General features: G+C 61.5%; 19 protein-coding genes and 2 pseudogenes. 6 read left to right on the top strand and 15 right to left on the bottom strand.

Annotated features, from left to right (window positions below):
* Window positions 1–108 precede the first annotated feature (108 nt).
* From PSH86_RS18805 to urtA, 11 genes are all read right to left on the bottom strand, one after another.
* Window positions 109–975 carry an urease accessory protein UreD gene (locus tag PSH86_RS18805; RefSeq protein ID WP_305484209.1) on the bottom strand — a complete coding sequence of 289 codons (867 nt, stop codon included), beginning with the start codon at window positions 973–975 and terminating at the stop codon, window positions 109–111.
* The gene (gene ureG, locus PSH86_RS18800; protein ID WP_163858076.1) at window positions 972–1,631 is read right to left on the bottom strand and encodes an urease accessory protein UreG; all 660 of its coding nucleotides are present in this window, start codon (window positions 1,629–1,631) and stop codon (window positions 972–974) included. Before ureG ends, PSH86_RS18805 begins: the two co-directional genes overlap by 4 nt.
* Before the next feature lie 25 nt (window positions 1,632–1,656).
* A complete protein-coding gene (gene ureC / locus PSH86_RS18795) occupies window positions 1,657–3,369 on the bottom strand; it encodes an urease subunit alpha (protein ID WP_305484206.1) in 1,713 nt (570 codons plus the stop codon).
* A 3-nt stretch (window positions 3,370–3,372) separates the two neighbouring features.
* The gene (locus PSH86_RS18790; RefSeq protein ID WP_305484203.1) at window positions 3,373–4,068 is read right to left on the bottom strand and encodes an urease subunit beta; all 696 of its coding nucleotides are present in this window, start codon (window positions 4,066–4,068) and stop codon (window positions 3,373–3,375) included.
* A gap of 42 nt (window positions 4,069–4,110) precedes the next feature.
* On the bottom strand, window positions 4,111–4,836 hold the full coding sequence (locus PSH86_RS18785) for an urease accessory protein UreF (RefSeq protein WP_305484201.1): 726 nt from the start codon (window positions 4,834–4,836) through the stop codon (window positions 4,111–4,113).
* Window positions 4,833–5,273, bottom strand: coding sequence for an urease accessory protein UreE (ureE, locus tag PSH86_RS18780; protein WP_176687565.1), 441 nt, complete (start codon window positions 5,271–5,273; stop codon window positions 4,833–4,835). Before ureE ends, PSH86_RS18785 begins: the two co-directional genes overlap by 4 nt.
* Window positions 5,274–5,294: 21 nt before the next feature.
* Window positions 5,295–5,984 (bottom strand): urea ABC transporter ATP-binding subunit UrtE, encoded by a 690-nt coding sequence (gene urtE, locus PSH86_RS18775; RefSeq protein WP_249015237.1) that lies wholly within the window; start codon window positions 5,982–5,984, stop codon window positions 5,295–5,297.
* Between the two features lie 2 nt (window positions 5,985–5,986).
* A complete protein-coding gene (gene urtD / locus PSH86_RS18770) occupies window positions 5,987–6,724 on the bottom strand; it encodes an urea ABC transporter ATP-binding protein UrtD (protein ID WP_305484198.1) in 738 nt (245 codons plus the stop codon).
* A complete protein-coding gene (gene urtC, locus PSH86_RS18765; RefSeq protein ID WP_163858088.1) occupies window positions 6,721–7,863 on the bottom strand; it encodes an urea ABC transporter permease subunit UrtC in 1,143 nt (380 codons plus the stop codon). The genes urtD and urtC overlap by 4 nt, the downstream gene beginning before the upstream one ends.
* A gap of 1 nt (window position 7,864) precedes the next feature.
* Complete coding sequence (gene urtB / locus PSH86_RS18760; protein WP_305484196.1) at window positions 7,865–8,767, bottom strand: urea ABC transporter permease subunit UrtB; 903 nt, start codon at window positions 8,765–8,767, stop codon at window positions 7,865–7,867.
* A gap of 90 nt (window positions 8,768–8,857) precedes the next feature.
* Window positions 8,858–10,039 (bottom strand): urea ABC transporter substrate-binding protein, encoded by a 1,182-nt coding sequence (gene urtA / locus PSH86_RS18755; RefSeq protein ID WP_305484195.1) that lies wholly within the window; start codon window positions 10,037–10,039, stop codon window positions 8,858–8,860.
* A gap of 677 nt (window positions 10,040–10,716) precedes the next feature.
* Here urtA and PSH86_RS18750 point away from each other — a divergent pair.
* From PSH86_RS18750 to PSH86_RS18735, 4 genes are all read left to right on the top strand, one after another.
* Window positions 10,717–11,865: a transporter substrate-binding domain-containing protein gene (locus PSH86_RS18750; RefSeq protein ID WP_116832756.1), complete on the top strand. Its 1,149-nt coding sequence runs from the start codon at window positions 10,717–10,719 to the stop codon at window positions 11,863–11,865.
* On the top strand, window positions 11,862–12,494 hold the full coding sequence (locus PSH86_RS18745) for an ANTAR domain-containing response regulator (protein WP_116832755.1): 633 nt from the start codon (window positions 11,862–11,864) through the stop codon (window positions 12,492–12,494). The genes PSH86_RS18750 and PSH86_RS18745 overlap by 4 nt, the downstream gene beginning before the upstream one ends.
* A gap of 204 nt (window positions 12,495–12,698) precedes the next feature.
* Window positions 12,699–14,234 carry an amidase gene (locus PSH86_RS18740; RefSeq protein WP_163858092.1) on the top strand — a complete coding sequence of 512 codons (1,536 nt, stop codon included), beginning with the start codon at window positions 12,699–12,701 and terminating at the stop codon, window positions 14,232–14,234.
* 71 nt (window positions 14,235–14,305) lie between these two features.
* The gene (locus PSH86_RS18735; RefSeq protein WP_163858095.1) at window positions 14,306–14,887 is read left to right on the top strand and encodes a HupE/UreJ family protein; all 582 of its coding nucleotides are present in this window, start codon (window positions 14,306–14,308) and stop codon (window positions 14,885–14,887) included.
* Between the two features lie 93 nt (window positions 14,888–14,980).
* Here PSH86_RS18735 and PSH86_RS18730 read toward each other — a convergent pair whose 3' ends face one another.
* Complete coding sequence (locus tag PSH86_RS18730) at window positions 14,981–16,417, bottom strand: amidase (RefSeq protein ID WP_116832752.1); 1,437 nt, start codon at window positions 16,415–16,417, stop codon at window positions 14,981–14,983.
* 118 nt (window positions 16,418–16,535) lie between these two features.
* On the opposite strand from PSH86_RS18730, the gene PSH86_RS18725 reads away from it, so the two are divergent.
* Window positions 16,536–17,126, top strand: coding sequence for a TetR/AcrR family transcriptional regulator (locus PSH86_RS18725; RefSeq protein WP_239548605.1), 591 nt, complete (start codon window positions 16,536–16,538; stop codon window positions 17,124–17,126).
* 141 nt (window positions 17,127–17,267) lie between these two features.
* Here PSH86_RS18725 and PSH86_RS18720 read toward each other — a convergent pair whose 3' ends face one another.
* The 3 genes and pseudogenes from PSH86_RS18720 to PSH86_RS18710 all read right to left on the bottom strand — a co-directional run.
* A complete protein-coding gene (locus PSH86_RS18720) occupies window positions 17,268–20,219 on the bottom strand; it encodes a DUF4132 domain-containing protein (RefSeq protein ID WP_305484187.1) in 2,952 nt (983 codons plus the stop codon).
* Between the two features lie 34 nt (window positions 20,220–20,253).
* Complete coding sequence (locus PSH86_RS18715) at window positions 20,254–20,694, bottom strand: hypothetical protein (protein ID WP_176687570.1); 441 nt, start codon at window positions 20,692–20,694, stop codon at window positions 20,254–20,256.
* A gap of 102 nt (window positions 20,695–20,796) precedes the next feature.
* Window positions 20,797–21,568, bottom strand: a pseudogene (locus tag PSH86_RS18710) (MFS transporter); the annotation flags it as partial.
* Here PSH86_RS18710 and PSH86_RS18705 point away from each other — a divergent pair.
* Window positions 21,567–21,830: pseudogene (locus PSH86_RS18705) on the top strand (LysR substrate-binding domain-containing protein); the annotation flags it as partial. The pseudogenes PSH86_RS18710 and PSH86_RS18705 overlap by 2 nt on opposite strands.
* Window positions 21,831–22,000: the final 170 nt, after the last annotated feature.

Below are 22,000 nucleotides of genomic sequence, written 5' to 3'. Positions count from 1 at the left end.
GTCAACCGCTGGCCCGCGTGACTGCGAATCATGCTGCCTCGGGTTTCTCTCCAGGCACATCTGTCGGGTCTGGAATCTCTCGGCACCCAACGAGGGGCTTCGCTGCGATCATTTGCGTCGCGGCCTTGGTGCAGCGCCGAACAGTTGTTCACGGACGCAGGACCAGGCGCAGTGCAGCCCCGTGCGCAATGCCACTGCATCGAGGGTCATGAGGCGCAAGCTGACCCCGCAATCGTTGGGCAGCGCGCTGACGCCCACGTAGCTGTCGGGCAGGTTGCTCAGGGCATCGCGCAGGCGTTGCTTGAGGGCGTCGACCGGTAGGTCATGCCCCACCAGCATGAAGGTCGCCAGCGCCTGCATGCCTTCGCTGACCCCTGGTAATCGACGGCACATGTCCTCTCCGGTCAGCGCCAGGTGATCACCTGCCAACAGCCGGCCGTTGTGGCTGCGCACTTGAAGGTCGGCGCGATAGGCGTCGAATACCCCTGTGTTGCCTTCAGGCGCATGCAGGCAGAACGCATCGCAAAGCATCACCCTGGCCGCGGGGTGCAGGATCACCTCGACCCGGCTGTGCAGCCTGGCGTGGGGAAACAGGATCGTCGCCATTGGCAGGTATTCGAGCAAGGCGCCGCTCTTGGCTTCCAGGCTGACCACCTGCTGCGCTGGCTGTTCGAGCATGCTGTGTGCGACGGTGGCCGCACCGGTGCTGACGTGTGCCTGGCTACCGGGTTCAGCCCGCACCTGCACGTGCAGGTGTTCCCCCGCGAAGATGCCCCCCGAACAGGACTGCAGGTACACCGCAGCCATGCCTGGCGGGTCGTCGGGCAGTTTGAGCGTGCGTCCCAGATGAAACGGGTAGCCCACCTGCTGCGCAGAAATGTAGCTGTCGCCATTCGGGGTTTGGCTGAAGGTAATTCGCGTCTGTGGCTCGACGGATTCGGTCAAGGGACGAAACAGCGTCTGAGGCGCGTTCATGGGCAATCGAACAGCACGGCGCGGCTGATGGCGTCGACCACCGCATCGACGCCTGCGCCCGTGGCGCAGTTGGTGAATAGCACCGGCTTTGCGCCGCGGGCCTCGGCGGATTCACGACGCATGCGTGCCAGATCGACCCCGACGTAGGGCGCCAGATCGTACTTGTTGACGACGAGCAGGTCGCAACTCAGAACTCCCGGCCCTCGTTTTCGCGGAATGTCGTCGCCCCCTGCAACGTCGATGACGAAGATCCAGTAATCCACCAGGTCCAGGGAAAAGGTCGACGCCAGGTTGTCGCCGCCGGATTCGATCAGGATCAGGTCCAGGCGCTGGAAACGCGCTTCGAGCTCGTCCGCCATCTGCAGGTTCAGCGTCGGGTCTTCGCGGATCGCCGTGTGCGGGCATGCGCCGGTTTCCACCGCGCGTACTCGCTCCGGGTCGATCAGGCCGCTGCGTCTGACTCGCTCGGCATCCTCGCGGGTCGCCAGGTCGTTGGTGATCACCGCAAGCTCCGTGCCTCGGGCAATAAAACGCGGGATCAGCTGTTCCAGCAGGCGGGTCTTGCCCGAACCGACCGGCCCCCCGATACCCACCCGTGCAGCACCGGGATGGGGGACGGGCTCGGCGAGCGGTTGTGCATTGAGTCGGGTATTCATCATCGGGCTCCTTGTACCTTAGGGTTCAGCGCAGCATGTAGCGCTGGGCCAGCGGGACTTCGCTGACCGGCTCACAGGTCAGGCGTTCGCCATCGGCGTATACGTCGAATGTCTGCGGATCGACACGGATGTCGGGGCAGGCGTCGTTATGCAACATGTCGGATTTGCGCAAGGTGCGGGTGCCGATGGCAGGCAGCAGGGCTTTTTTGAGGCCCAGTTTCGCTGCCGTGTCGGACTCCACGGCCAGACGATTGACGAAATTCACCGACAGAGCCTGTTTGGCCTCACCGAACGCACCCCACTGAGGGCGCATCACCAATGGCTCGCAGGTATAGAGCGATGCGGCCGAATCCCCCATCACGGCATGCACGATGAAACCACCCTTGACCACCAGTTCCGGCTTGATCCCGAAGAACGCCGGGCGCCATAGCACCAGATCGGCGATCTTGCCCGGCTCCAGCGAGCCAATGTAGCGGTCAATGCCGAACACCCGTGCCGCGTTGATGGTGTACTTGGCGATGTAGCGTTTGATCCGTTCGTTGTCGCCCAGCGCGGTGCTTTCTTCAGGCAGGCGGCCGCGCTGGTCCTTCATCTTCGAGGCCAGTTGCCAGGTGCGGCAGATGACTTCATTGATCCGGCCCATGCCCTGGCTGTCCGAGCCGAGGATCGAGATCGCCCCGGTGTCATGCAGGATGTCCTCGGCGGCGATGGTTTGCGGGCGCACCCGCGATTCGGCGAAGGCGACGTCTTCCGGCACGTCGGGATTGAGGTGATGACAAACCATGATCATGTCCAGGTGCTCGTCGAACGTGTTCACGGTGTAGGGATTGGTCGGGTTGGTGGAGGAGGGGATGCAGTTGGCCTTGCCGGCCACGCTGATGATATCTGGCGCATGCCCACCCCCCGCACCCTCGGTGTGATACATGTGAATGGTGCGATCGCCGATGGCCGCCAGGGTGTCTTCCAGAAACCCTGATTCATTGAGGGTGTCGGTGTGCAACTGCACCTGGAAATCGTATTCGTCGGCGACCTTCAGGCAGGTGTCGATCACTGCCGGCATCGCGCCCCAGTCTTCGTGGATCTTCAATCCCAGGCAGCCACCGCGCAGTTGCCCGAGCAACGATTCGGGTTTGCTGGAATTGCCGCGTCCCAGAAAACCGAAGTTGATCGGCCACGCTTCGCAGGCTTGCAGCATCTTGCCCACGTTCCATTCGCCGCCGCAGTCGATGCCCACCGTGATCGGGCCCAGCGAGCCGCCGATCAGGGTAGTCAGCCCTGCCGCCAGGGCGTGTTCGCACAGTTGCGCCGAGTCGAAATGCACATGCACATCGATGCCACCGGGGGTGACGATCAGACCTTCGGCGTCGCGCACTGTGGTCGCCACGCCGCAGATCAGTTGCGGGTGCACGCCGTCCATGACCTGCGGATTGCCGGCCTTGCCGATGGCGACGATCTTGCCGTCCTTGATGCCGATGTCGCCTTTGACGATGCCGATCACCGGATCGATGATCAGCGCATTGCAGATCAGCATGTCCAGTGCCCCGTCGTCGCTGTCGTGACCCGGCATCAGGCCCATGCCATCGCGCAGGGTCTTGCCGCCGCCGTGCAGGCATTCGTCGCCCGGCACCGAGTGATCGAACTCGACCTCGGCCAGCAGCGAGGTGTCGCCCAGACGCACGGCATCGCCAACGGTGGGGCCGTACATCGCGGCGTATTCCTTGCGAGTCATCGTTGCCATGGTTCAGGCCCCCTTGAAGTGTTGAGCACGCGCGCGGTCCAGCGCTGCGGCCTTGCAGGCCGGATCGTGCAGATTGCCATTGGTCAGGCCGCTGAAGCCGTGGATGTCGCCGCTGCCGCCAAACTGCACCAGTTGCACCTCGCGCAACTCGCCAGGCTCGAAACGCACGGCAGTCCCGGCCGGGATATCCAGATGCATGCCGAAGGCGATTTCCCTGGGAAAATCCAGCGCTTTGTTGACCTCGAAAAAGTGATAGTGGCTGCCAACCTGCACCGGGCGATCGCCGGTGTTGATCGCGCGCAGGGTGGCTGTGGGCCGGCCGCTGCTCAGCTGAATGTCGCCCTCTGGCGAGATGATCTCCCCCGGCGTCGGCATGATCGCCAGCGGTAGTCGACCGGGGCGGATCGGCTGGTGCACGGTGACCAGCTTGGTGCCGTCGGGAAACGTACCTTCCACTTGCAGCACCGGCAGCAGGTCGGCGACACCGGGAATCACGTCGTCGGTGGTAAGGAGGGTCGAGCCGAAGCCGATCAGCTCGGCGACGCTACGACCTTCACGCGCGCCTTCGAGAATCTCGTCGGCGATCAGGGCGCTGGCTTCCGGAAAGTTCAGGCGCAGGCCCTTGGCGCGGCGTTTGCGCGATAGCTCGGCGGCGGTGTACAGCGTCAGCCGTTCGAGTTCTGTCGGGGTCAGCAGCATGTTCAAGCTCCTGTGTTGACGGCAGGCACAGAGCCCATCGCCTCAATTGGCAAAAAGTCGGAGTTCCTGGGTTTCGTGACGCATCACGGCGATCTCTGCCATGGGGGTAAAACCGCAGGCGTCTTCAAGCTCGGGCACGGGCCAGGTGAGGATGTCCAGCAGCAGAGGCTGGATAGTGGTCAGCACCCTTTGCGCATCCAGATGGCCCATGACGCCCAGGCGTACGGCGGCACTGACCAGCCCCGTGCACAGCCCGTGAGCGGCGGCGAGTTGGCAGTGGTCGTGGTCCATGCCCAGGCGTTGCCAGAGCAACCCTTGCACCACGGCCAGATGCCCCGGTGCGTCGCCCGCCAGTACACACTGCTGGTAGGCCTCGGCGCCTGGTGTACCCATGGCCACATGCACACCCAGCATTGACTGACCCACACGGCGCGAGCCCAGGCGCAGTTCCTCGGCCAGGGTCAAGGCTTCGACCTGTGCATCCAGCGCACATAACCCCTGAGTGTCGGTGGCCGCGTACCAGGCTGCGGACAGGAACGCCCGGTCGAAACCGGCCCACCGGTGGCGCAGCTGTCCCTCGACGAATCCGCTGACCTGAGCACTGCGATCCCGATGCACGCCCCGTTGGCGACGAGGGGCCGAGATCTCTGCGCCCAGACGACCATCGGCCACCAGCGTCTCCAGCCCCCATGACCAGGCCACCGCGCCCCCTGGGAAAAAGCTGTCGGCCTGTTGCAACGCCAACAGACTGCTGTGTAGCGGACTCATGAACGCGACACCCGGCCGTCGGCCAACATCGGTGCCAGGCGCTCCAGGTAGTCCGCTTGCGGGCCATGTAGCGGGATCTGTAGCTGATCACCGGCGAAACGCACTTTCCAGTGCATGTTCCCTGCGAAATACCCCAGTTCCAGCGCTGCGCCAGCATCGCGAGGGCGCAGCGTCAGGTACTGCTGGTCCAGCATCTGCACGACGATGGCGCGCTCACCGTCGAGCATCAGCACCGAGCCGTTGCGCAACTGTTGATGGCGCTCAAGACGAATGGCGCAGTCAGTGCCACGGTCACTGGCCAGGCGCAGGCGATGACGCTGGATGTCGCTGGCCGAAAGGCTCAGGGTTTCGACCTGGCCGTTGTGGTCCAGGTCGTGCAGCCGCTCGGCGAGAGCAGGGTCGCTGGCCTGGCCGACGATGCGATCGAGTATCAACATGGCGTGGTCTCCAGTGCCGAATCAGATGGTCAGGTAGCGCAGGATGCGCTCGCGGTCCATGGTTTCACGGACCTCGCTGTGAACGAACTCGCCTTTCTCGATGATCAGGTAACGGTCGGCCACCGCCATGGCGAACGACAGCACCTGCTCGGAGACGATCAAGGAAAACCCTCGCTCTTTTTTCAGCAGGTTCAGGGCCCGGGCGATGTCCTTGATGATCGACGGCTGGATGCCCTCGGTGGGCTCGTCGAGGATCAGCACCTTGGGGTTGGAAACCAGCGCGCGGGCGATGGCGAGCTGTTGCTGCTGGCCACCGGACAGGTTGCCGCCCTTGCGTCGGCGCATCTCAAACAAGACCGGGAAATACTCGTAGATGTAGTCGGGGATCGGCGCGACCGGTGCACTCTGCATTCCGGTCAGAATGTTCTCTTCGACGCTTAGGTAAGGAAAAATCATCCGGCCCTGGGGCACAAAGCCGACGCCTGCCGCGACCCGGTCGTAACTCTTGCGCCCGGTCAGTTCTTCGCCCGCCAGTTTGATGCTGCCACTGCGCGCGGGGAGCATGCCCACCAGGCTCTTGAGCAAGGTGGTCTTGCCCATGCCATTGCGTCCCATGATCGCCAGGGATTCGGCGGGCGCCAGATTCAGGTCCAGATTGCGCAGCACGTGGCTGTCGCCGTAATACACGTTGAGGTTATTGACGGTCAGCATGCTCAGTGCCCCAGGTAGACGTCGATGACGCGAGGATCGTTTTGCACCTGATCCATCGAGCCGTAGGCCAGGGTCTTGCCCTGATGCAGAACGGTGACTTTGTCGGCCACCGATTTCACGAATTCCATGTCGTGCTCGATGATGACCATGGCGCGGCCCTTGGCGATCTGTTTGAGCAAGCCTGCGGTTTTTTCCCGTTCGCCCGCGCTCATGCCCGCCACCGGCTCATCGAGCAACAGCAGCTCGGGGCGTTGCATCAGCAGCATGCCGATTTCCAGCCATTGCTTCTGGCCGTGGGACAGCAACCCGGCCTTGCGGCCCAGTTGGTCGTGCAGAAAAATCATCTCGGCGATGTGTTCGATTTCAGTCTGCAAAGCCTTGTCCTTGCGGGCGAACAGGCAGTTGAAGATGCCGCGCTTGTCCGGTGAGGAGATGTCCAGGTTCTCGCGCACGGTCAGGTCTTCGTACACCGAGGGGTTCTGGAATTTGCGACCGACCCCGGCGCGAGTGATCTGGTACTCGATCATGTTGGCCAGTTGCAGATCCTTGAACCGGATGCTCCCGGCACTGGGGCGGGTCTTGCCACAGATCATGTCCAGCAGCGTGGTCTTGCCGGCGCCGTTGGGGCCGATAACCACATGCACCTGATTTTCCTCGACGTAGAAGTTGAGGCTGTCCACGGCTTTGAAGCCATCGAATGACACGGTCAGGTCTTCGACACTCAGTATCATCGCGCTCACGACTGCACCTCCTTGTTGCTTAGGCGTTGCAGCAGCCCGGCCAGCCCCGACGGCAGGAACAGCACCACGCCCATGAACAGAAAGCCGATGAAGTACTGCCAGAAGTTGACGAAGTTTTCCGACAGGTAGGTCTTCGCCACGCCGATCAGCAGCGTGCCGTAAACCGCGCCCACCAGTGACAGACGCCCGCCCAAGGCTGCGTAGATGACGATTTCGGTGGACGGGATAATGCCCACCAGGGAAGGGGAGGCGAGGCCGACCTGGAGTGTGAACATCACCCCGCCCAGGGCCGAAATCAGTGCCGCGACGGCGAAGATGAACGCCTTGAACAGAGCGGTGTTGTAGCCGGAAAAGCGCACCCGGTCTTCCCGGTCGCGAATGGCGACCACCACTTTGCCCAGCCGGCTGCGCAGAATGAACCCGCACAGCGCCACGCAGCCAAGCAACAGCAGGGTGGTGATGAGGTACAGGATCCAGGGCGTTTGCGGGGCTTGCAGGCTCAGGCCGAAGGCGGTCTTGAAGTCGGTCAGGCCGTTGACGCCGCCGGTGTAGCCTTGCTGGCCGATAATCATGATCGACATGATCGCCGCCAAGGACAGGGTGATGATCGAGAAGTACACGCCGCCCACACGCTTTTTGAAGTACGCGTAGCTGAACGCAAACGCCAGCAGGGGCGGGATGATCAGGATCGCGGCGATGGTGAAGGTCGCCGATTCGAACGGTTTCCACCACCAGGGCAAGGCATCGACGCTGTTCCAGATCATGAAGTCGGGCAGGGCCGAGCCATAGAAAGCAGCCAAGGCGCTGGCCGCTTCATCAGTGGCGGTCGCTTCCAGCTTCAGGTACATGGCCATCATGTAACTGCCCAGGCCGAAGAAGATGCCCTGGCCCAGGCTGAGAATCCCGCCGTAGCCCCAGATCAGCACCATGCCCAATGCACAGAACGCCAGGCTCAGGTATTTGCCCGCCAGCCCCAGGCGAAAATCCCCCAGGCTCAAAGGCAAAATGACCAGTAACAGGATCGACAGCCAGACCAGGCCATGTCGTTCGATCAGGGGCAACCAGCCCGCGCTGAGCATGCGCGATCCACGGGAGGGCGCCTGTGGCCGGATAAGCGGCTTTTCAGTCATGTCATTCATCTCAGCGTCTCACTTTCGCGGCAAACAGGCCGTTGGGGCGGAAGAACAGCAACACAATCACCACCATCAGGGTGATCGCCTTGGCCATGGAACCAGTGGTCAGGTACTCCAGCGAGATCTGCGTCTGGCCGATGGCAAAGGCGGAAAGAAAAGTCCCTAGCAGGCTTTCGACGCCGCCGAACACCACCACGATGAACGTATCCACCAGGTACTGCTGGCCGCTTACGGGGCCTGTTGAGGCGAGCATGGTGAACGAGCTGCCGGCAATCCCCGCGAGGCCGCAACTCAGAGCGAATGTGACGGCGTCAACGCGGGCGGTGTTGATCCCGGCGGCACCGGCCATGGCGCGGTTCTGGGTGACGGCGCGGATGCGCAGCCCCCAACGGCTGCGATACAGGAACAGAAACACGGCACCGGCAATGACCAACGTCAGGCCTATGATGAAAATCCGGTTGAGGGGCAACTCCAGTCCCTCACTGATCTTCCAGGCGCCTTGCAGCCACTCCACGGTCGGCACGCTGACTTCCTTGGGGCCGAATACCTGACGAAACACTTGCTGCAGCACCAGCGACAGGCCCCAGGTGGCGAGCAAGGTATCCAGCGGGCGGTTGTACATGAAGCGGATGAAGCAACGTTCAAGCAGGAAACCGAAGGTAAAGGTCACCACGAAGGCGACACCAATGCCGATGATGAAGTACCAGCCCATGAACTCGGGGAAATAGCGCTGGAACACCAGCGATGTGACGTAGGTCATGTATGACCCCATCGCCATCAGCTCGCCGTGGGCCATGTTGATCACGCCCATCAGGCCGAAGGCGATGGTCAGTCCCAGCGCCATCAGCACCAGCACCGAGAACAGCGAGAATCCGCTGAACACCTGCATTATCAAAATATCGAGAGTCATTGCGTCGCTACCTGTCGCTGCTCATGGGCGGACCGATTTCAGGAACCCTGGGTGGCCACTGGCGCGAGGTGATTCGCGCCGGGCCTCGCTTCACAGTTTCGGGAATGGGTTGGGCTCGATCGGCGCGGACTCGTAGATCACATCGACCTGGCCCTGGGCGTTGATGGTGCCGATGCGCGCACGCTTCCACAGGTGGTGGTTGTCCTTGTGCACCTTGATCTCGCCTTCAGGCGCATCGAGGGTCAGTTCCGAAGAGGCAGCGATGACGACCGGGACGTCGAAGCTGTTGGCTTTCTCCACGGCTTTCTTCCACAGGTATACCGCGGTGTAGGCCGCCGCCATCGGATCGCCCACCACGCGTTTTTCGCCATACCGGGCCTTGAATGCCGCGACGAATTTTTCGTTGACCGGATTTTTCAGGCTCTGGAAGTAGCTCATGCAGGTCAGAAAGCCGGTGAGGTTTTCGGCGCCGATGCCGGTGACTTCTTCCTCGGTGACAGCCAGGGCCATCAGCGTCTGGTTACTGCTGTCGATGCCCGCGGCCTTGAGCTGTTTGTAGAACGCCACGTTGGAGCCGCCGACGATGGTCGACAGGACGATATCGGGCTTGGCGGCCTTGATTTTGTTGATCACCGAGGAGAACTCGATGTTGCCCAGGGGCAGGTAGTCCTCACCGACGATCGAGCCGCCCTGCTTGTTCACCGACGCGCGGGCGAGCTTGTTGGTGGTGCGCGGCCAGATGTAGTCGGAGCCCACCAGATAGACGCTCTTGCCCTTGTTGGCCATCAACCAGCTGACAGCGGCCAGCGTCTGCTGCGAGGCTTCGGCGCCGGTGTAGATGATGGCCGGGGATTTCTCCAGACCCTCGTAGAACGTCGGGTAGTACAGCAGGCCCTTGTTACGCTCGAACACCGGCAGCACGGCTTTGCGCGAGGCCGAGGTGAAGGCGCCAAACGTGACCACCACGTGATCGTTTTCCAGGAGCTTGCGCGCTTTTTCGGCGAAGGTCGGCCAATCGCTGGCGCCATCTTCGACGATCGGTTCGATGGTCTTGCCCAGTACACCGCCGCTGGCGTTGATTTCGTCGATGGCGAGTTTTTCCGCATCCACCACCGAGGCCTCGCTCATGGCCATGGTGCCGGTGAGCGAATGGATGATCCCCACTTTGACGGTCTCTGCCGCCTGGACCTGGCTGGCCAGGGAAAACGGCAACAGGCTGAAGGCCCCCAGTAATAGGGCATGCTTGATCAAACGGCGCTTGTCGTTGTGCATTTCATTTCTCCCCAGGAATAAAAAAAGCCCGACGTCCCGGTTAAACGAATAATCGGGAGGTCAGGCTTCTTGTGCCGAATCTGGCGGGACAACTGTGTCCGATCCAGTCGTACGCCAAGTGTCTCCCTACTTGCCAAGTGGGCGTAGGGCAGACAGCCGGCGCGATGTCTCGGGAGAGTATCTGCAAGGGCAGTGCCAATTGCCGATGAGGACACAATCAGGGGCCATCGGGCACAACGGTCGGCATTCACTGCATCTATTGCAAACTTGACGGGCCTTGCGCCGGTTTGGCGCAAGGGGCCTGGTTGCGCACCAAAAGCGTGAAGGTTTCATCGGTGTTGTGCGAGCAGCATTGTCCTACCGACGGTCAACGCACCCTATGCGTGGCTCAGCGATCAGGCCGCTGGAAGGGGAGTGGCCCGCAATCTGCATGAGGACACGGCACTACCCTCGCAGGGTCCCTTGTCACACGCCCGTTCCCGGCAGGTGTGGAAGGTCCCTCGCATGGCCGGCCCCGACAGCGCAGTCGCACCGGTTTCAGGCACAAGCCGCCTGAGAGCAGCCGTTGAATCCACGGCCACCGCTCACCGATTCTTTGCACAATGACTCTTTGCAGATGGCCCGCCCCCCTGACGGACGCTGGGCGTCTGATATCACGTTGAACAAGGTTGATAGGCATGGTTGACCAGGCGATCCGCATAGGCGGTCTGTTTTCCGACACTGGCGTCACGGCGGCCGCCGAGCGCTCGACAATGCGCGGTGCGCAATTCGCGATCGAGCAGATCAACGCGGCCGGTGGCGTAGGGGGGCGGCCTCTGGAGCTGGTCACCCGCAACCCCGATTCGACCCCCGCGTTGTATGCCATGCATGTCGAGTCGTTGATCCGTGAGGAAAACCTGCGGTTCTTCTTCGGCTGCTACACCTCTGCTGCGCGTAAGGCTGCGTTGCCGATCGTGGAGCGCTACGACGCGTTATTGATGTACCCGGTGTACTACGAAGGTTTCGAGTACTCGCGCAACATCATCTACACCGGCGCGACACCCAATCACAACGCGGTGCCACTGGGCAATTACATGCTCGACAACTTCGGCAACCGGGTGTTGATGATTGGCTCCGAGTACGTCTATCCCTACGAAACCAATCGGCTGATGAGCGACCTTCTGTATGAGCGCGGTGGCACCAAGCTGGGTGAATATTACCTGCCGCTCAAGAATGCCCGGCCCGAGGATTTCGCCAAGCTGATGGTCAAGGCCAGGGAGCTCAAGCCGTCGTTCATTTTCTCCACGGTTGTGGGCGAGACCATGGCGCACTTGTATCAGGCCTATGCCGATGCCGGTTTCGATCCGGCCGTGATGCCCATCGCCAGCCTGACCACCAGCGAGACCGACATCAAGCAGATGGGGGTTCACTTGGGGGCAGGGCACATTTCGGCAGCGACCTATTTTCAGTCGGTGGACACTGCGATCAACCGCCAGTGCATCGCGCAATACCGTGCGCTGTTCGGTCAGGAGCAGGTCACCGACCGATGCTGGGAGGCTGCTTATTTTCAGGTGCACCTGCTGGCCAAGGCGATTCTCAGTGCAGGCAGTACCAACGTCGATGACGTGCTGCAAGCCATGCGCGGTCTCGAATTCGAGGCGCCTCAAGGGCGCGTCAGGGTCGATGCGCACAACCATCACACCTACCTTTTTTCGCGCATCGGGCGGGCCAATGCCCAGGGTCAGTTCGACATTCTTTATGAAAGCCAGAACGCCCTCAAACCCGATCCATACGCCATCGCGCCGCGCCTGAACGACTGGTCGAGCGGCACCGGGAGGCCGCTATGACCTTGCGCGCGGCAAAGAAACGGCAACGCAGTGACAGCAGCGCGGGGATCAAGGACCTGCGCGACATCAGTGTGCTGGTGGTGCACCCGGATGATGACGATGGCCGCAATCTGATCGCGCAACTGCAGCGCATCGGCTGTCAGGTGCGTGTGCAGTGGCCGATTCCCGAGCGGCTCAACACCGAGGTGGACGTGATCGTGCTTGCCGTTTCCCCCGAAAGTCTTTCGACCAACACACCCTGGCTGCTGCACGCCAGCACAGCGCCGATCATTCCGGTGATCGCCTACGAAAACCCGATCATTGTCGAGGCGTTGGTGCAGCTCAACGCCTGCTCGGTGATCCCGTCGCCAGTTCGCTCGTTCGGACTGCTCACGGCGTTGGCGCTGACCCTGAGTCAATCGCGCAAGGCCCGTGAGCGCGAAAAACACGTCAAGCGACTGGAAGGGCGGATGGCCGTGATGCGCACGGTGCAGCAGGCCAAGATCATCCTGATCGAAACCAAGGGTATGTCGGAAATCGACGCTTACAACGCCCTGCGCGATCAGGCGATGGCCAAACGCGAACCGGTGGAGAAGATCGCCGAAGCATTGGTGAAAGCCCACGAACTGTTTCAACAAGCCTGTTCCTGAGCGTCCGGCCCAATGGGCCTGACCCTCTTCTGCACGGAGGATTGCCATACGCCCTTGATCGGCAGGTATGGATCACCGTGTGGCGACCGGCCTGGACAACGGAGTCCTCCGGAGCGAACCGCAACCTGCGTATCCGCGCAGTGGGTTCGAGTCAATGGCTGCCTGATTGCGGGCAGCCCTTAACCGATATCTGGAGAACACCCCATGTCCGTAAAACGCCCAAGCAAAGCCGACTTTCTAATCGCCGCCGAAGACCACAGCTATCACCTGAGCGACAGTCAGATGGAATGCTTCCTCAATTTGGCTGACGAGACCCTCGGTTCCTACGACGCCATTGACAAACTGTATGCGCAAACCATCGCGCAGCAACCCCCCGAGCGTGAATTCAGCAAGGCGCCGGACGCTGACAATCTGCACGGCGCCTGGTACGTGAAAACCCATATCACAGGCGCCGCCCAAGGCCCGCTGGCCGGCAAGACGGTGGTCATCAAGGACAACGTTTCCGTGGCCGGCGTGCCGATGGCCAACGGCTCGCTGAGCCTGGACGGTTATGTCCCTTCAGAGGATGCAACCGTGGTCAAACGCCTGCTCGCTGCGGGTGCGACAGTGGTGGGCAAGTCGGTCTGCGAGGACCTGTGCTTCTCCGGCGCCAGCTTCACCGCCGCCAGTGGGCCTGTGAAAAACCCATGGGACCTGACCCGCAACGCGGGCGGTTCCTCCAGTGGCAGCGCCGTGTTGGTTGCCTTGGAGGAGGTCGACATGGCGATCGGCGGGGACCAGGGAGGATCGATCCGCATGCCCTCGGCCTGGAGCGGCATCGTCGGCCACAAGCCGACCTACGGCCTGGTGCCTTACACCGGGGCTTTCCCGATCGAAAGGACCATCGATCACGTCGGCCCGATGGCCAACAGCGTGCGTGACGTGGCCGTGATGCTTGATGTCATCGCCGGGGCCGACGGCCTTGACTCCCGTCAGAAGAACCCGCCAGCCGTTGCCTGTGTCGCCACGCTTGATCAGGGCGTCGCGGGCCTCAGAATTGGCGTGCTGCGCGAAGGCTTCGCGGTTCCCGGCGTGTCCGAGGATCAGGTGGATGCTCAGGTCAAGGCGGCGGTCGCGCAACTGCAGAGCCTTGGCGCGACGGTCGGCGAAGCCAGCGCGCCCTGGCATTCTGGGGTGGCGCTGGACATGTGGAATGTCATTGCCACCGATGGCGCGGCGTATCAGATGCTGCAGGGCAACGGCTATGGCATGAACGTGGATGGCTATTACGATCCGGACATCATGAGCTACTTCGGTGCCAAGCGTCGCGAGCACGCCGATGCGTTGTCCAGCAGTGTCCGCGCCGTGGCGTTGACCGGCCACTACAGCTTGAAAAATCTGCACGGCGCCTATTACGCCAAGGCGCGCATGCTGGTGCCGGAACTCACTCGTCAATACGACGAAGCGTTCAAGGATTTCGATGTACTGGTGATGCCAACCATGCCCTTCGTGGCGACGCCGCTGACCGCTGCCGATGCGCCGATCGAGGAGTACGTGCACAGTGCGCTGAACATGCTGACCAACACCGCGCCGTTCGACCTCACGGGCCACCCGGCGACTTCGATTCCTACAGGTCTGGCTGATGGCTTGCCGGTGGCGATGATGATCGTCGCCCCACGGTTCCAGGACGCCCTGGCCTTGCGCGTGGCTCAGGCCTACGAGCAAGCCCGTGGCCCATTCCCTAAACCGCCGCGTCGTTAAGCCGGTCTTGGCCGGGTGCTGGCGGCGTAAGTGCCAGCACCTTGCCCTTTTCAGGATTCAGGAGTGTTTTCATGGGATTGACTCAATCAATACGGCTTTCTCTGGGCGCCGCCTTATGCCTGCTGCCGGTGTTCGCATTTGCCCATCCAGGGCATGACGAATCAGGCTTGATGGCGGGCGTGGCGCACCCCTTGAGCGGGATGGATCACCTGTTGGCAATGTTCGCGGTCGGTCTCTGGGCCGCGCAGCAGGCCGGCAAGGCGCGCTTGATGTTGCCACTGACCTTTGTCGCCGGCATGTTGCTCGGCGGCTTGTTGGGGTTCGAAGGGTTCGCCATTGCACATCTGGAAACCGGCATCGCTGCATCGGTGCTCGCCTTTGGCTTGCTGGTCGCGGTGGCGGCACGTCCACCTGTGGCGCTTGCCCTCGCCATCACCGGCCTTTTCGGACTGGCCCACGGCATCGCCCACGGCATGGAATTTCCGGAGATGAGTAGCCCTGCGGCTTATGCGGTCGGTTTTCTGATCGCGACATCGGCACTGCATGCAGCTGGCTTTGCACTGGCGCGGGGGCTGCCGATGCGCGCCGCTGCACTGGTTCGTGCGCTCGGCCTGGTGTCGGCGGGGGCAGGAATCACGTTGTTGGCAGGTTGATGGCGGGGTGTTACCCAAAGCGGACGCGAGCAGTGAGGTTGGTGCATGCAGCCTCACTACTCGGCTCATTTCGATTCAACGCCGATTGAGCTACTAGTGGTTGCCCGCCCAGATGGGCGGGCGTCGGTCAGTCCAGGGCATCGCCCGTTCAAGCTGCGCCGCCAACTGCAGGAGTAAATCCTCACGCCCATAAGCTGCGCCGAACTGCATGCCGATAGGTAAACCGGATGCCAGGTCCTGCGTCAGTGGCATCGACATGGCAGGGCAGCCGCTGACATTGAAAACGGCAGTGAAAGGGGAGTGGTCGAAGACATGGGCTATCCACCCTCGGCCATCGAGCGTTTCCTGATTCGCATTGTATTGGCCCACGAGGGGCTGGGGGGCAGGCAAGGTCGGCGTCAGAAGCACATCGTAATTGCAGAAAAAATCTCCAACTTTTCGGGTCACAACATTGCGCTGGTACATCGCTTCCAGCAATTGGGTTGCGCTCAGCTCACAGCCGAGCCGGTAAAGGGCGAGCGTGGCAGGCTCCAGAGTCGATTCATCGATGGGCCGATCCGTCGCAGTCGCGATGGCGTCGATCCAGGCGGCTGTGTTGCTGGACCAGAATCGCGCATTCAGTTCTACGAAGGCTTCCCAGCTCAGGCCTATGTCCGCGACGGCAGGAGTGACGTGGTGGCCCAGTCCCTCCAGCGTTTGACAGACTAGGTTCAAACCGGCGCTTACGGCAGGTGCTGTCGGCTGACCATTGAGGGCATGGCCTTGTACGGCGATGCGCAAAGGCCCGGGCTCGCGACTCAGCAGCGACCGGTAGGATTGTGTCGGCGGTGCAATGTGAAAAGGATCGCCTGATGCGGGGCCGTGCACGGCGTCGAGCACACTGGCGGTATCCCGGACGGTACGGCTGAGCACCCCGTGTACGGCCAGCCCTGCCCAAACCTCGTCGACATCCGGTCCCATGGGTAAACGTCCCCGGCTTGGCTTCAGGCCAAACAAACCACAGGACGCGGCTGGTACGCGGATTGAGCCGCCGCCATCGGTCGCATGGGCTATCGGGACCATGCCAGCGGCGACAGCGGCCGCCGAGCCACCACTGGACCCGCCGACGCTGCGGGTCAGGTCCCAAGGATTGCGAGTGGGGCCGTCTACACGGTTTTCTGTGGTGGTGCTTGCCGCCAGTTCGGGGGTGGTCGTGCGGCCTAGGGCGAGTAGGCCGCTGCGGCGAAACCGCGCCATCAGCTCAGAGTCGGCTCCGGCAACGCAACCCTGCGCCAGTCGGCTGCCCAGTTCATTGCGACGATTGCGCGCGGTCAGGCCCAGATCTTTCACCAGCATTGGCACGCCGTGCAAAGGCCCGGATTGTGCCTGCGGCTCGTCAGCCCATGTATCGACGACGGCATTGATGTGCGGATTAAGTGCCTGTATGGCCTGCAGGGCAGCGGCGCGTACTTCAGACTCGCTGATCTGACGGTCGGCAATCATGCCTGCCAGACCAACGGCGTCATGTTCGGCGTAATCGGAAAGATTCATTGAAATCTCCAGAAATGAGAGGTTGATACTTCTTAGTATCGCGCGATACTTGTTGGTATCATGTGATACTGTGTAGTATCGTTGTCAAGCAGAATTTCATCACCAGAGAATGTCCGTCGTGCCAAGACCTATTCGCCCAGAACGCATCGCCCAGCTGCCACCCCGCGAGCGCATTATCGATGCCGCCCAGGCGCTGTTTTTTGAGCAGGGCATTTCCCGAGTCACTGTGGACGCTATTGCCGCCTTGGCGGGGTCGACAAAAATGACGTTGTATCGGCATTTCGAAACAAAGGATGTGCTGGTGCAGGAATGGCTGAGACTGCTCACTGAGCAATACAGTGCAGTGCTTGACGAGTTGTCGAGCCAGTGGCCCGGTCAACCGGTGAGGCAGTTACTGGGGTTCGCTGAATTTATCGCCGCAGATCTGGCCAGCTCCGGCTACCGAGGATGCCCCTTCACAAATAGCCTGGCCGAGCTCCCCGACCCACTGCACCCGGCGAGGCGTTTGATCGAGTCGCACAAGCAGCGCCAGTTTCAGCGACTCGCCACGTTGTGCAAGGAGGCGGATTTGCCTTGTCCAATGGACGTGGCGCAGGAACTGACACTGCTGATGGAGGGGGCGCAGGTGGTGGCTCAGAATAAAGGAATGGACGAGGTCGGTGCCCGTCTGATGCGGATAGTGAGCAAACGTTTAGGCGTTACCGTGTAGGGTAATCGGCATCAGGGAAACACCCTGACTCCGGTTCAAGGTCAGCATGCAAGCTCATCAATAAGGGAGCTAAGAAAGAAAGCGTCAGCTTCAGCTCCTTCGCATGCAAGACGCAGCGATGCGCGGGAGGGCTGAGGTAGTTCAGGCGTCGATGACGTGCCCGGCTCCCGGTATATCCGCGCGCTGTATCTGCTCCAGTATCAGGCTGTCGGTGATGTTCAGGTCGTCCAGCAGCAGAAACATCTTGCTCAGCACTTCGGCCATTTTCTTGTCGGTGTCGGCGAACGGCAGGTAGAACTCCGTAGAGCTGCTGCCGACGGGCACGATACACAGGTAGTTGCCGGGTTCGATATGGATGGCTGCGCTGCCCAGATGAATGCGGTAGTTCGCGCGCTGGCCGGTAATGTGCAGAAAATGCCCTTCGCATCTGACGTTTCGTAACCCCAGACCCTGAATCAACTCGCCGACCAGTTCGGCGCGTCGTTGCAGGGTTTCGTTGCTGGTGCTGTAGCCGTCTGCGGCGTGGGCCACGGAGACCAGCAGGTCGGCGTCACGCATGATTTCCGAGAACAGCAGCGGCGGTACGTGCTCAAGGGGGATGGCCTTCTGGTCGCGGTAGAACGCAATCGTGTCGAAGGTAAAGTGTTCTGTTTCCGAGAGGTAATGGCCGGTATCCAGAAAGTTGAACATGGCATGGATGCCGTGCTCTTTGCTCTCGTAATAGATGTCCTCGACGCTTGAGGTCGACCAGTTGCGGACCTGCAGCAACCGGGCAGCTACCTTGCCTTTCAGGCGGTGGCCGGCGAATCGGTTGGACCACAAGCCAGTGTCTCGCTCGGCAGGTGTCAGCAGGTACAACTCGCGAAAGGCCTGTTTGAACGGCTGCACGCGGCGATGGGTCACCACTTCTTTCTGCCAGGCCGACAGTTGTCCAGCCATGAACAGATGAAAAGGGTGAGCAATACGCAGGTGCTTTTCAGCGATGTGTTGGCGGCCTTCAAGGTCAGTCACCGTCAGCGTCGCGCTATCGAGCCAGCCCAGCGCAGCGTCGTCGGCCTGCATGATCAGCTGTTCGAGCAGCAGGCGAACCGCAGGCATTTTCAACAGCGGCTTCAGCTCGTCCAGAGCCAGGCTTTCGCCGCTGCTCATCATTGCTTCCAGGGTGCGGCAGAAGCGGGCGATCTGTTCCTTGAGCTGGGTTTGCTGCGTTTTGAGGGCGATGAAGTCGGCGTGCTTGCGAATCGCAGGCGGTGCGCTTTTGAGCGTCTTGCCGGCTTTGCAGATGTGCAACGTAGGCGACAAGCCGTCGATTTCCAGCGTGACGTCATAGCCATCGATGGTGGCGGCTGTCACGGTGGATTCGGCGATTTCCGATTCCATGGCCCATTCCAGGCGAATCACCGAAGGGTAACCGGCGACACGCGCCAGGTTTTCCAGGCCTGCCTGCACCGCTGCGTGGGAGTTGGCCTGTCGCTGAGCGCCGTATTTACGTACCTCTTTGTGCAATTTCTTGAGCGTCAGGTAGCGCTGGCGTACGTCGTCCGGCCCTGTGACGGGTAGCAAGCCATAGATGCGCATGGCCGGCTGTGCGTGGCGGGTCAATTTCTTTTCCAGCGCCGCTCGACCGATGCCCTGGTAGGCGTCGAGCAGTACACGCGTCTCGGGAAACGCCCAGTGCGAGGGTTCGAGTGCCGCGAGGTACTCGCGCAGGTGGTCTGGGTCGGCTTCGGCCAGGGCCTTGTCCAGCAGGTAGCGGTCCACCACGCCCACGGTTTCATCCAGCGTATTGGGCAGGTCGCTGCCCCAGCCGGACCGAGGGGCCAGGGCAATGTTCAGGTATTCACGCTGGAAGCCTTGCAGATCACTCCAGCCGAGCGCGTCGAGCACCACTCGGCTGGCTTGGCCGGCGTAGGGCAGGGCGGTGAGCAGGGTATTTCTTGAAAAGCCGGACAACGCCGCGAGCAGCTCTGGGGATTGGTTTTTGGGCAAATCCTGAAGCAGCAGGAAGTATTGGAGCACCGCAGCCGTGTAGCCGAAGCTGTCGAAGTCATCCGGCGTTATGCCCAGTCGTTCGATGACCGCCAGAGCCTGCAACAACCAACGGGTCTGATACACCTCTACCGAGCGGAAGGTGTCAGCCAGCCTCTCGGCGTTATCGGGCAATCCAGCCAGGGCGTCCTCGACATAACGAACGGTGAAGTTCGCCAGTTCAGGGGGCGCGACGGCAGGTTCTTGCGTGGGGATTTCATCAATCTGAGACGACTCATCATCGATGTCTTCCGGGTCCTCGTCGTTTGCATCGTCCTCGTCGAAATCTTCATCGGCGTACCGAGTCAAGTCCACATCATCGCTGTCCAGCCCGGCGTCGTCCGAGTAGAACATCATGGCGCGGCCCCAGGTATTGGCGGCCCGGACGAAGCGCGGGTAATCGAGGCGGCCCGCTTCCAGCAGGCTCAGGGCGATGCGCTGGATTTCCTTGTGCACGTAGATATACGCGTCGGCGATCTTCCTTTGTTCGCCACCGGGCGCTGAAGGGGGCTGCTCGCGGTTCCAGCTGCCGTCCAGCAACCATTCGGCGAAGGTCTGCCAGGCCGGGGTGGACGGATAATTGCTCAGGCGATGGATGCAGGCGTGAACGTCGGGGAAGGCCCAGGCCTGGTCCGGGCTTCTTCGGTAATAGGCCGGGTCATCTTCGTCAGTGGGCAAGGGATAGTCACTGTCCTCGAAGGCATATTGCAGCATGTGCTGCAGTCGCGCACCGATCTGCTCCAGTGCATAGGCATCCGGGCGAGCCGTGATCCACGCATCGCAGAGTCGATATTGCAGGCCATAGCGCTGTTGATCGCGGCGGTCCTCCAGATCGTCCCAAACGGTCGGGAACACAAAACCATCCGCCAGTGCCTTGGGCCCATCCTTGGGATGCTGCCTGACCCAGTCATCGGCGATGCGCAGGAAGTCGATGCCTTCCCAGAAATCGGGCTCGAATTCGTCGTAGTGGCTGAACTCGGGATAGTCATCCAACGCTCTATCACAGAATGTTCGCAGCGCAGCGAGGCGTGTGGTTTGTTCGGGCGCAGGACGGCGTGATTGCATGAGGGTATCCGAGCAAAAAAGTGAGCGACGAGGATCAACCGCCAATCAGCGGCACCAGGCGGATGAACGCGAGCGTGGAAGGGGGGCTCAATTCAATGGATTCATCGAGTCTTTGCAGCATGACGCCGTTGTGCAGAACGCGGAACGCACGGGTTTCAAAACCCTTCAAGGCGCGTTCGACCTCAACGCTGACATCCAGGTCCAGAGGTGCGCTGGCCTGAGGCATGACAACCGCGCCTTCACTGGCTTGCCGAAGAACGTCCCGCTCGCTCAGGTATTGGCGGTCGAGCACCTCGCGCACCGACACTTGTGCCAGCCAGTGCTGGACCGACAGCGCGGCGATCTGTTCGGCGACGGTCAGGCGAATGAGCTCGGCGACCGTCAAGGTCAGCGAGGTCGGTGTCAGGGTGACAGGCGGCAGCAAAGGCTCCTGGCGTGCGCCTTTCAGGCAATAACTATGAACCACGAACTCCATGACGCATTCCTTGCAAGCCAGGCCAGCCGGGGCGGGTGGCGCCTTAGCATAGCCCGGTCTGCAACAAACTTCATCGTGCTGCGCGCTCGTGCAGTGCCTGGCTCAGATTACTTTAGCCATCCGACGACCACTCATGAAACACAAGAGGCCCCCCATCGCGGTCAGTGCGCTCAACGCATAGAACATCGTGGGGGCCGGGGTATGCATCAGCAGGTATCCGCAGATCACCGGGCTCAGGGCGCCACCCAGCGCCGCCAGGTTTTGCGCGCCGTAGTAGCTGCCGCGCAGTTCTTCCGGGGCCAGGGTGTCGACGAAAAGGAATTCGGCCGGGTAAATGATCATTTCACCGAGGGTGAAAATGAACATCGCCACGCACCAGCTCACCATGCTGTCCGCCAGGCTGAAGCCGATCAGGCCAAGAATGAACAGGCTGGTGCCTGCGGCGATCCAGTAGCGCAGCTTCTCGCGATCGAGGAACCGACCGATTTGATATTGCAGCAAAATCACACTGATGGCGTTGCAGGCGAGCAGGGCGGCCATGATGTCCAGCGCGCGCTTGGAATCGTGGGTCACCAGCAGGTATTGCGACAAGTAGAGGGTGAAGCGTCCGTGCACTACCGTGCTGAGCAGGCAGCCGCAGGTGAACATGACTGGGGATGCCGGTCATCAGGAAAATGCTGGAAAACGCGATGCCAGCGGCGATCAGGAATGGCCCGATCGGATAGACACCGGCAATCACCACGCCGAGCATGGGACCGGTGGCATAGCCAATGTTGGTCAGGGTGTAGCGCAGGGAAAACGCCTTGGCGCGCTGGCCCACGGGCAGGTTTTCACTGAGGATCGCCTTTGAACCGATAAGGAACAACGCTGACGCTGCCCACTACGACAGCTTTTCCGCCTCGGCAACCCAGGTGGAGGCCGTTGCACTGCTGATCAAGACGGGGCGTTTTCTGGGGTTCCTGCCCCAGCACTATGCCGCGCCGATGGTAGGGCGGGGAGAGTTTCGCGCGGTGCGCCCAGACCTGTTCTACATCGTCACGCCGTTCAGTTTGATACTGCGCCATAACATTGTACGCAGCCCCTTGGTCAAGGCATTTGCCCAGGCATTGGGCGTGGACTTGAAAGCCTCGGTTTGATTGTTTGCGGCGATAAGCACTAATGGTCCCCTGGCGGCGAATGAGGACAATTTGACCATGCTTAAAGCCTGGCATTTACAACAATGCGCACGCCTTACTAGTCGGCCTGTTTGTTGCGTCGATTGATTGAGTTCACAGCCGAATGCTGCCAGTCAAAGCGTGGTGAAGCC

It is taken from the genome of Pseudomonas sp. FP2300, from assembly GCF_030687595.1.
Taxonomy (GTDB): Bacteria; Pseudomonadota; Gammaproteobacteria; order Pseudomonadales; family Pseudomonadaceae; genus Aquipseudomonas; species Aquipseudomonas bijieensis.
The sequence above is the reverse complement of the archived record's forward strand: the minus strand, read 5'-3'. Positions and strand labels throughout refer to the sequence as shown.

Coding starts and splice junctions, on each gene's coding strand:
- PSH86_RS18805 (WP_305484209.1), bottom strand. CDS start 975: ATGAACGCGCCTCAGACGCTGTTTCGTCCCTTGACCGAATCCGTCGAG.
- ureG (WP_163858076.1), bottom strand. CDS start 1,631: ATGAATACCCGACTCAATGCACAACCGCTCGCCGAGCCCGTCCCCCAT.
- ureC (WP_305484206.1), bottom strand. CDS start 3,369: ATGGCAACGATGACTCGCAAGGAATACGCCGCGATGTACGGCCCCACC.
- PSH86_RS18790 (WP_305484203.1), bottom strand. CDS start 4,068: ATGCTGCTGACCCCGACAGAACTCGAACGGCTGACGCTGTACACCGCC.
- PSH86_RS18785 (WP_305484201.1), bottom strand. CDS start 4,836: ATGAGTCCGCTACACAGCAGTCTGTTGGCGTTGCAACAGGCCGACAGC.
- ureE (WP_176687565.1), bottom strand. CDS start 5,273: ATGTTGATACTCGATCGCATCGTCGGCCAGGCCAGCGACCCTGCTCTC.
- urtE (WP_249015237.1), bottom strand. CDS start 5,984: ATGCTGACCGTCAATAACCTCAACGTGTATTACGGCGACAGCCACGTG.
- urtC (WP_163858088.1), bottom strand. CDS start 7,863: ATGAATGACATGACTGAAAAGCCGCTTATCCGGCCACAGGCGCCCTCC.
- urtB (WP_305484196.1), bottom strand. CDS start 8,767: ATGACTCTCGATATTTTGATAATGCAGGTGTTCAGCGGATTCTCGCTG.
- urtA (WP_305484195.1), bottom strand. CDS start 10,039: ATGCACAACGACAAGCGCCGTTTGATCAAGCATGCCCTATTACTGGGG.
- PSH86_RS18750 (WP_116832756.1), top strand. CDS start 10,717: ATGGTTGACCAGGCGATCCGCATAGGCGGTCTGTTTTCCGACACTGGC.
- PSH86_RS18745 (WP_116832755.1), top strand. CDS start 11,862: ATGACCTTGCGCGCGGCAAAGAAACGGCAACGCAGTGACAGCAGCGCG.
- PSH86_RS18740 (WP_163858092.1), top strand. CDS start 12,699: ATGTCCGTAAAACGCCCAAGCAAAGCCGACTTTCTAATCGCCGCCGAA.
- PSH86_RS18735 (WP_163858095.1), top strand. CDS start 14,306: ATGGGATTGACTCAATCAATACGGCTTTCTCTGGGCGCCGCCTTATGC.
- PSH86_RS18730 (WP_116832752.1), bottom strand. CDS start 16,417: ATGAATCTTTCCGATTACGCCGAACATGACGCCGTTGGTCTGGCAGGC.
- PSH86_RS18720 (WP_305484187.1), bottom strand. CDS start 20,219: ATGCAATCACGCCGTCCTGCGCCCGAACAAACCACACGCCTCGCTGCG.
- PSH86_RS18715 (WP_176687570.1), bottom strand. CDS start 20,694: ATGGAGTTCGTGGTTCATAGTTATTGCCTGAAAGGCGCACGCCAGGAG.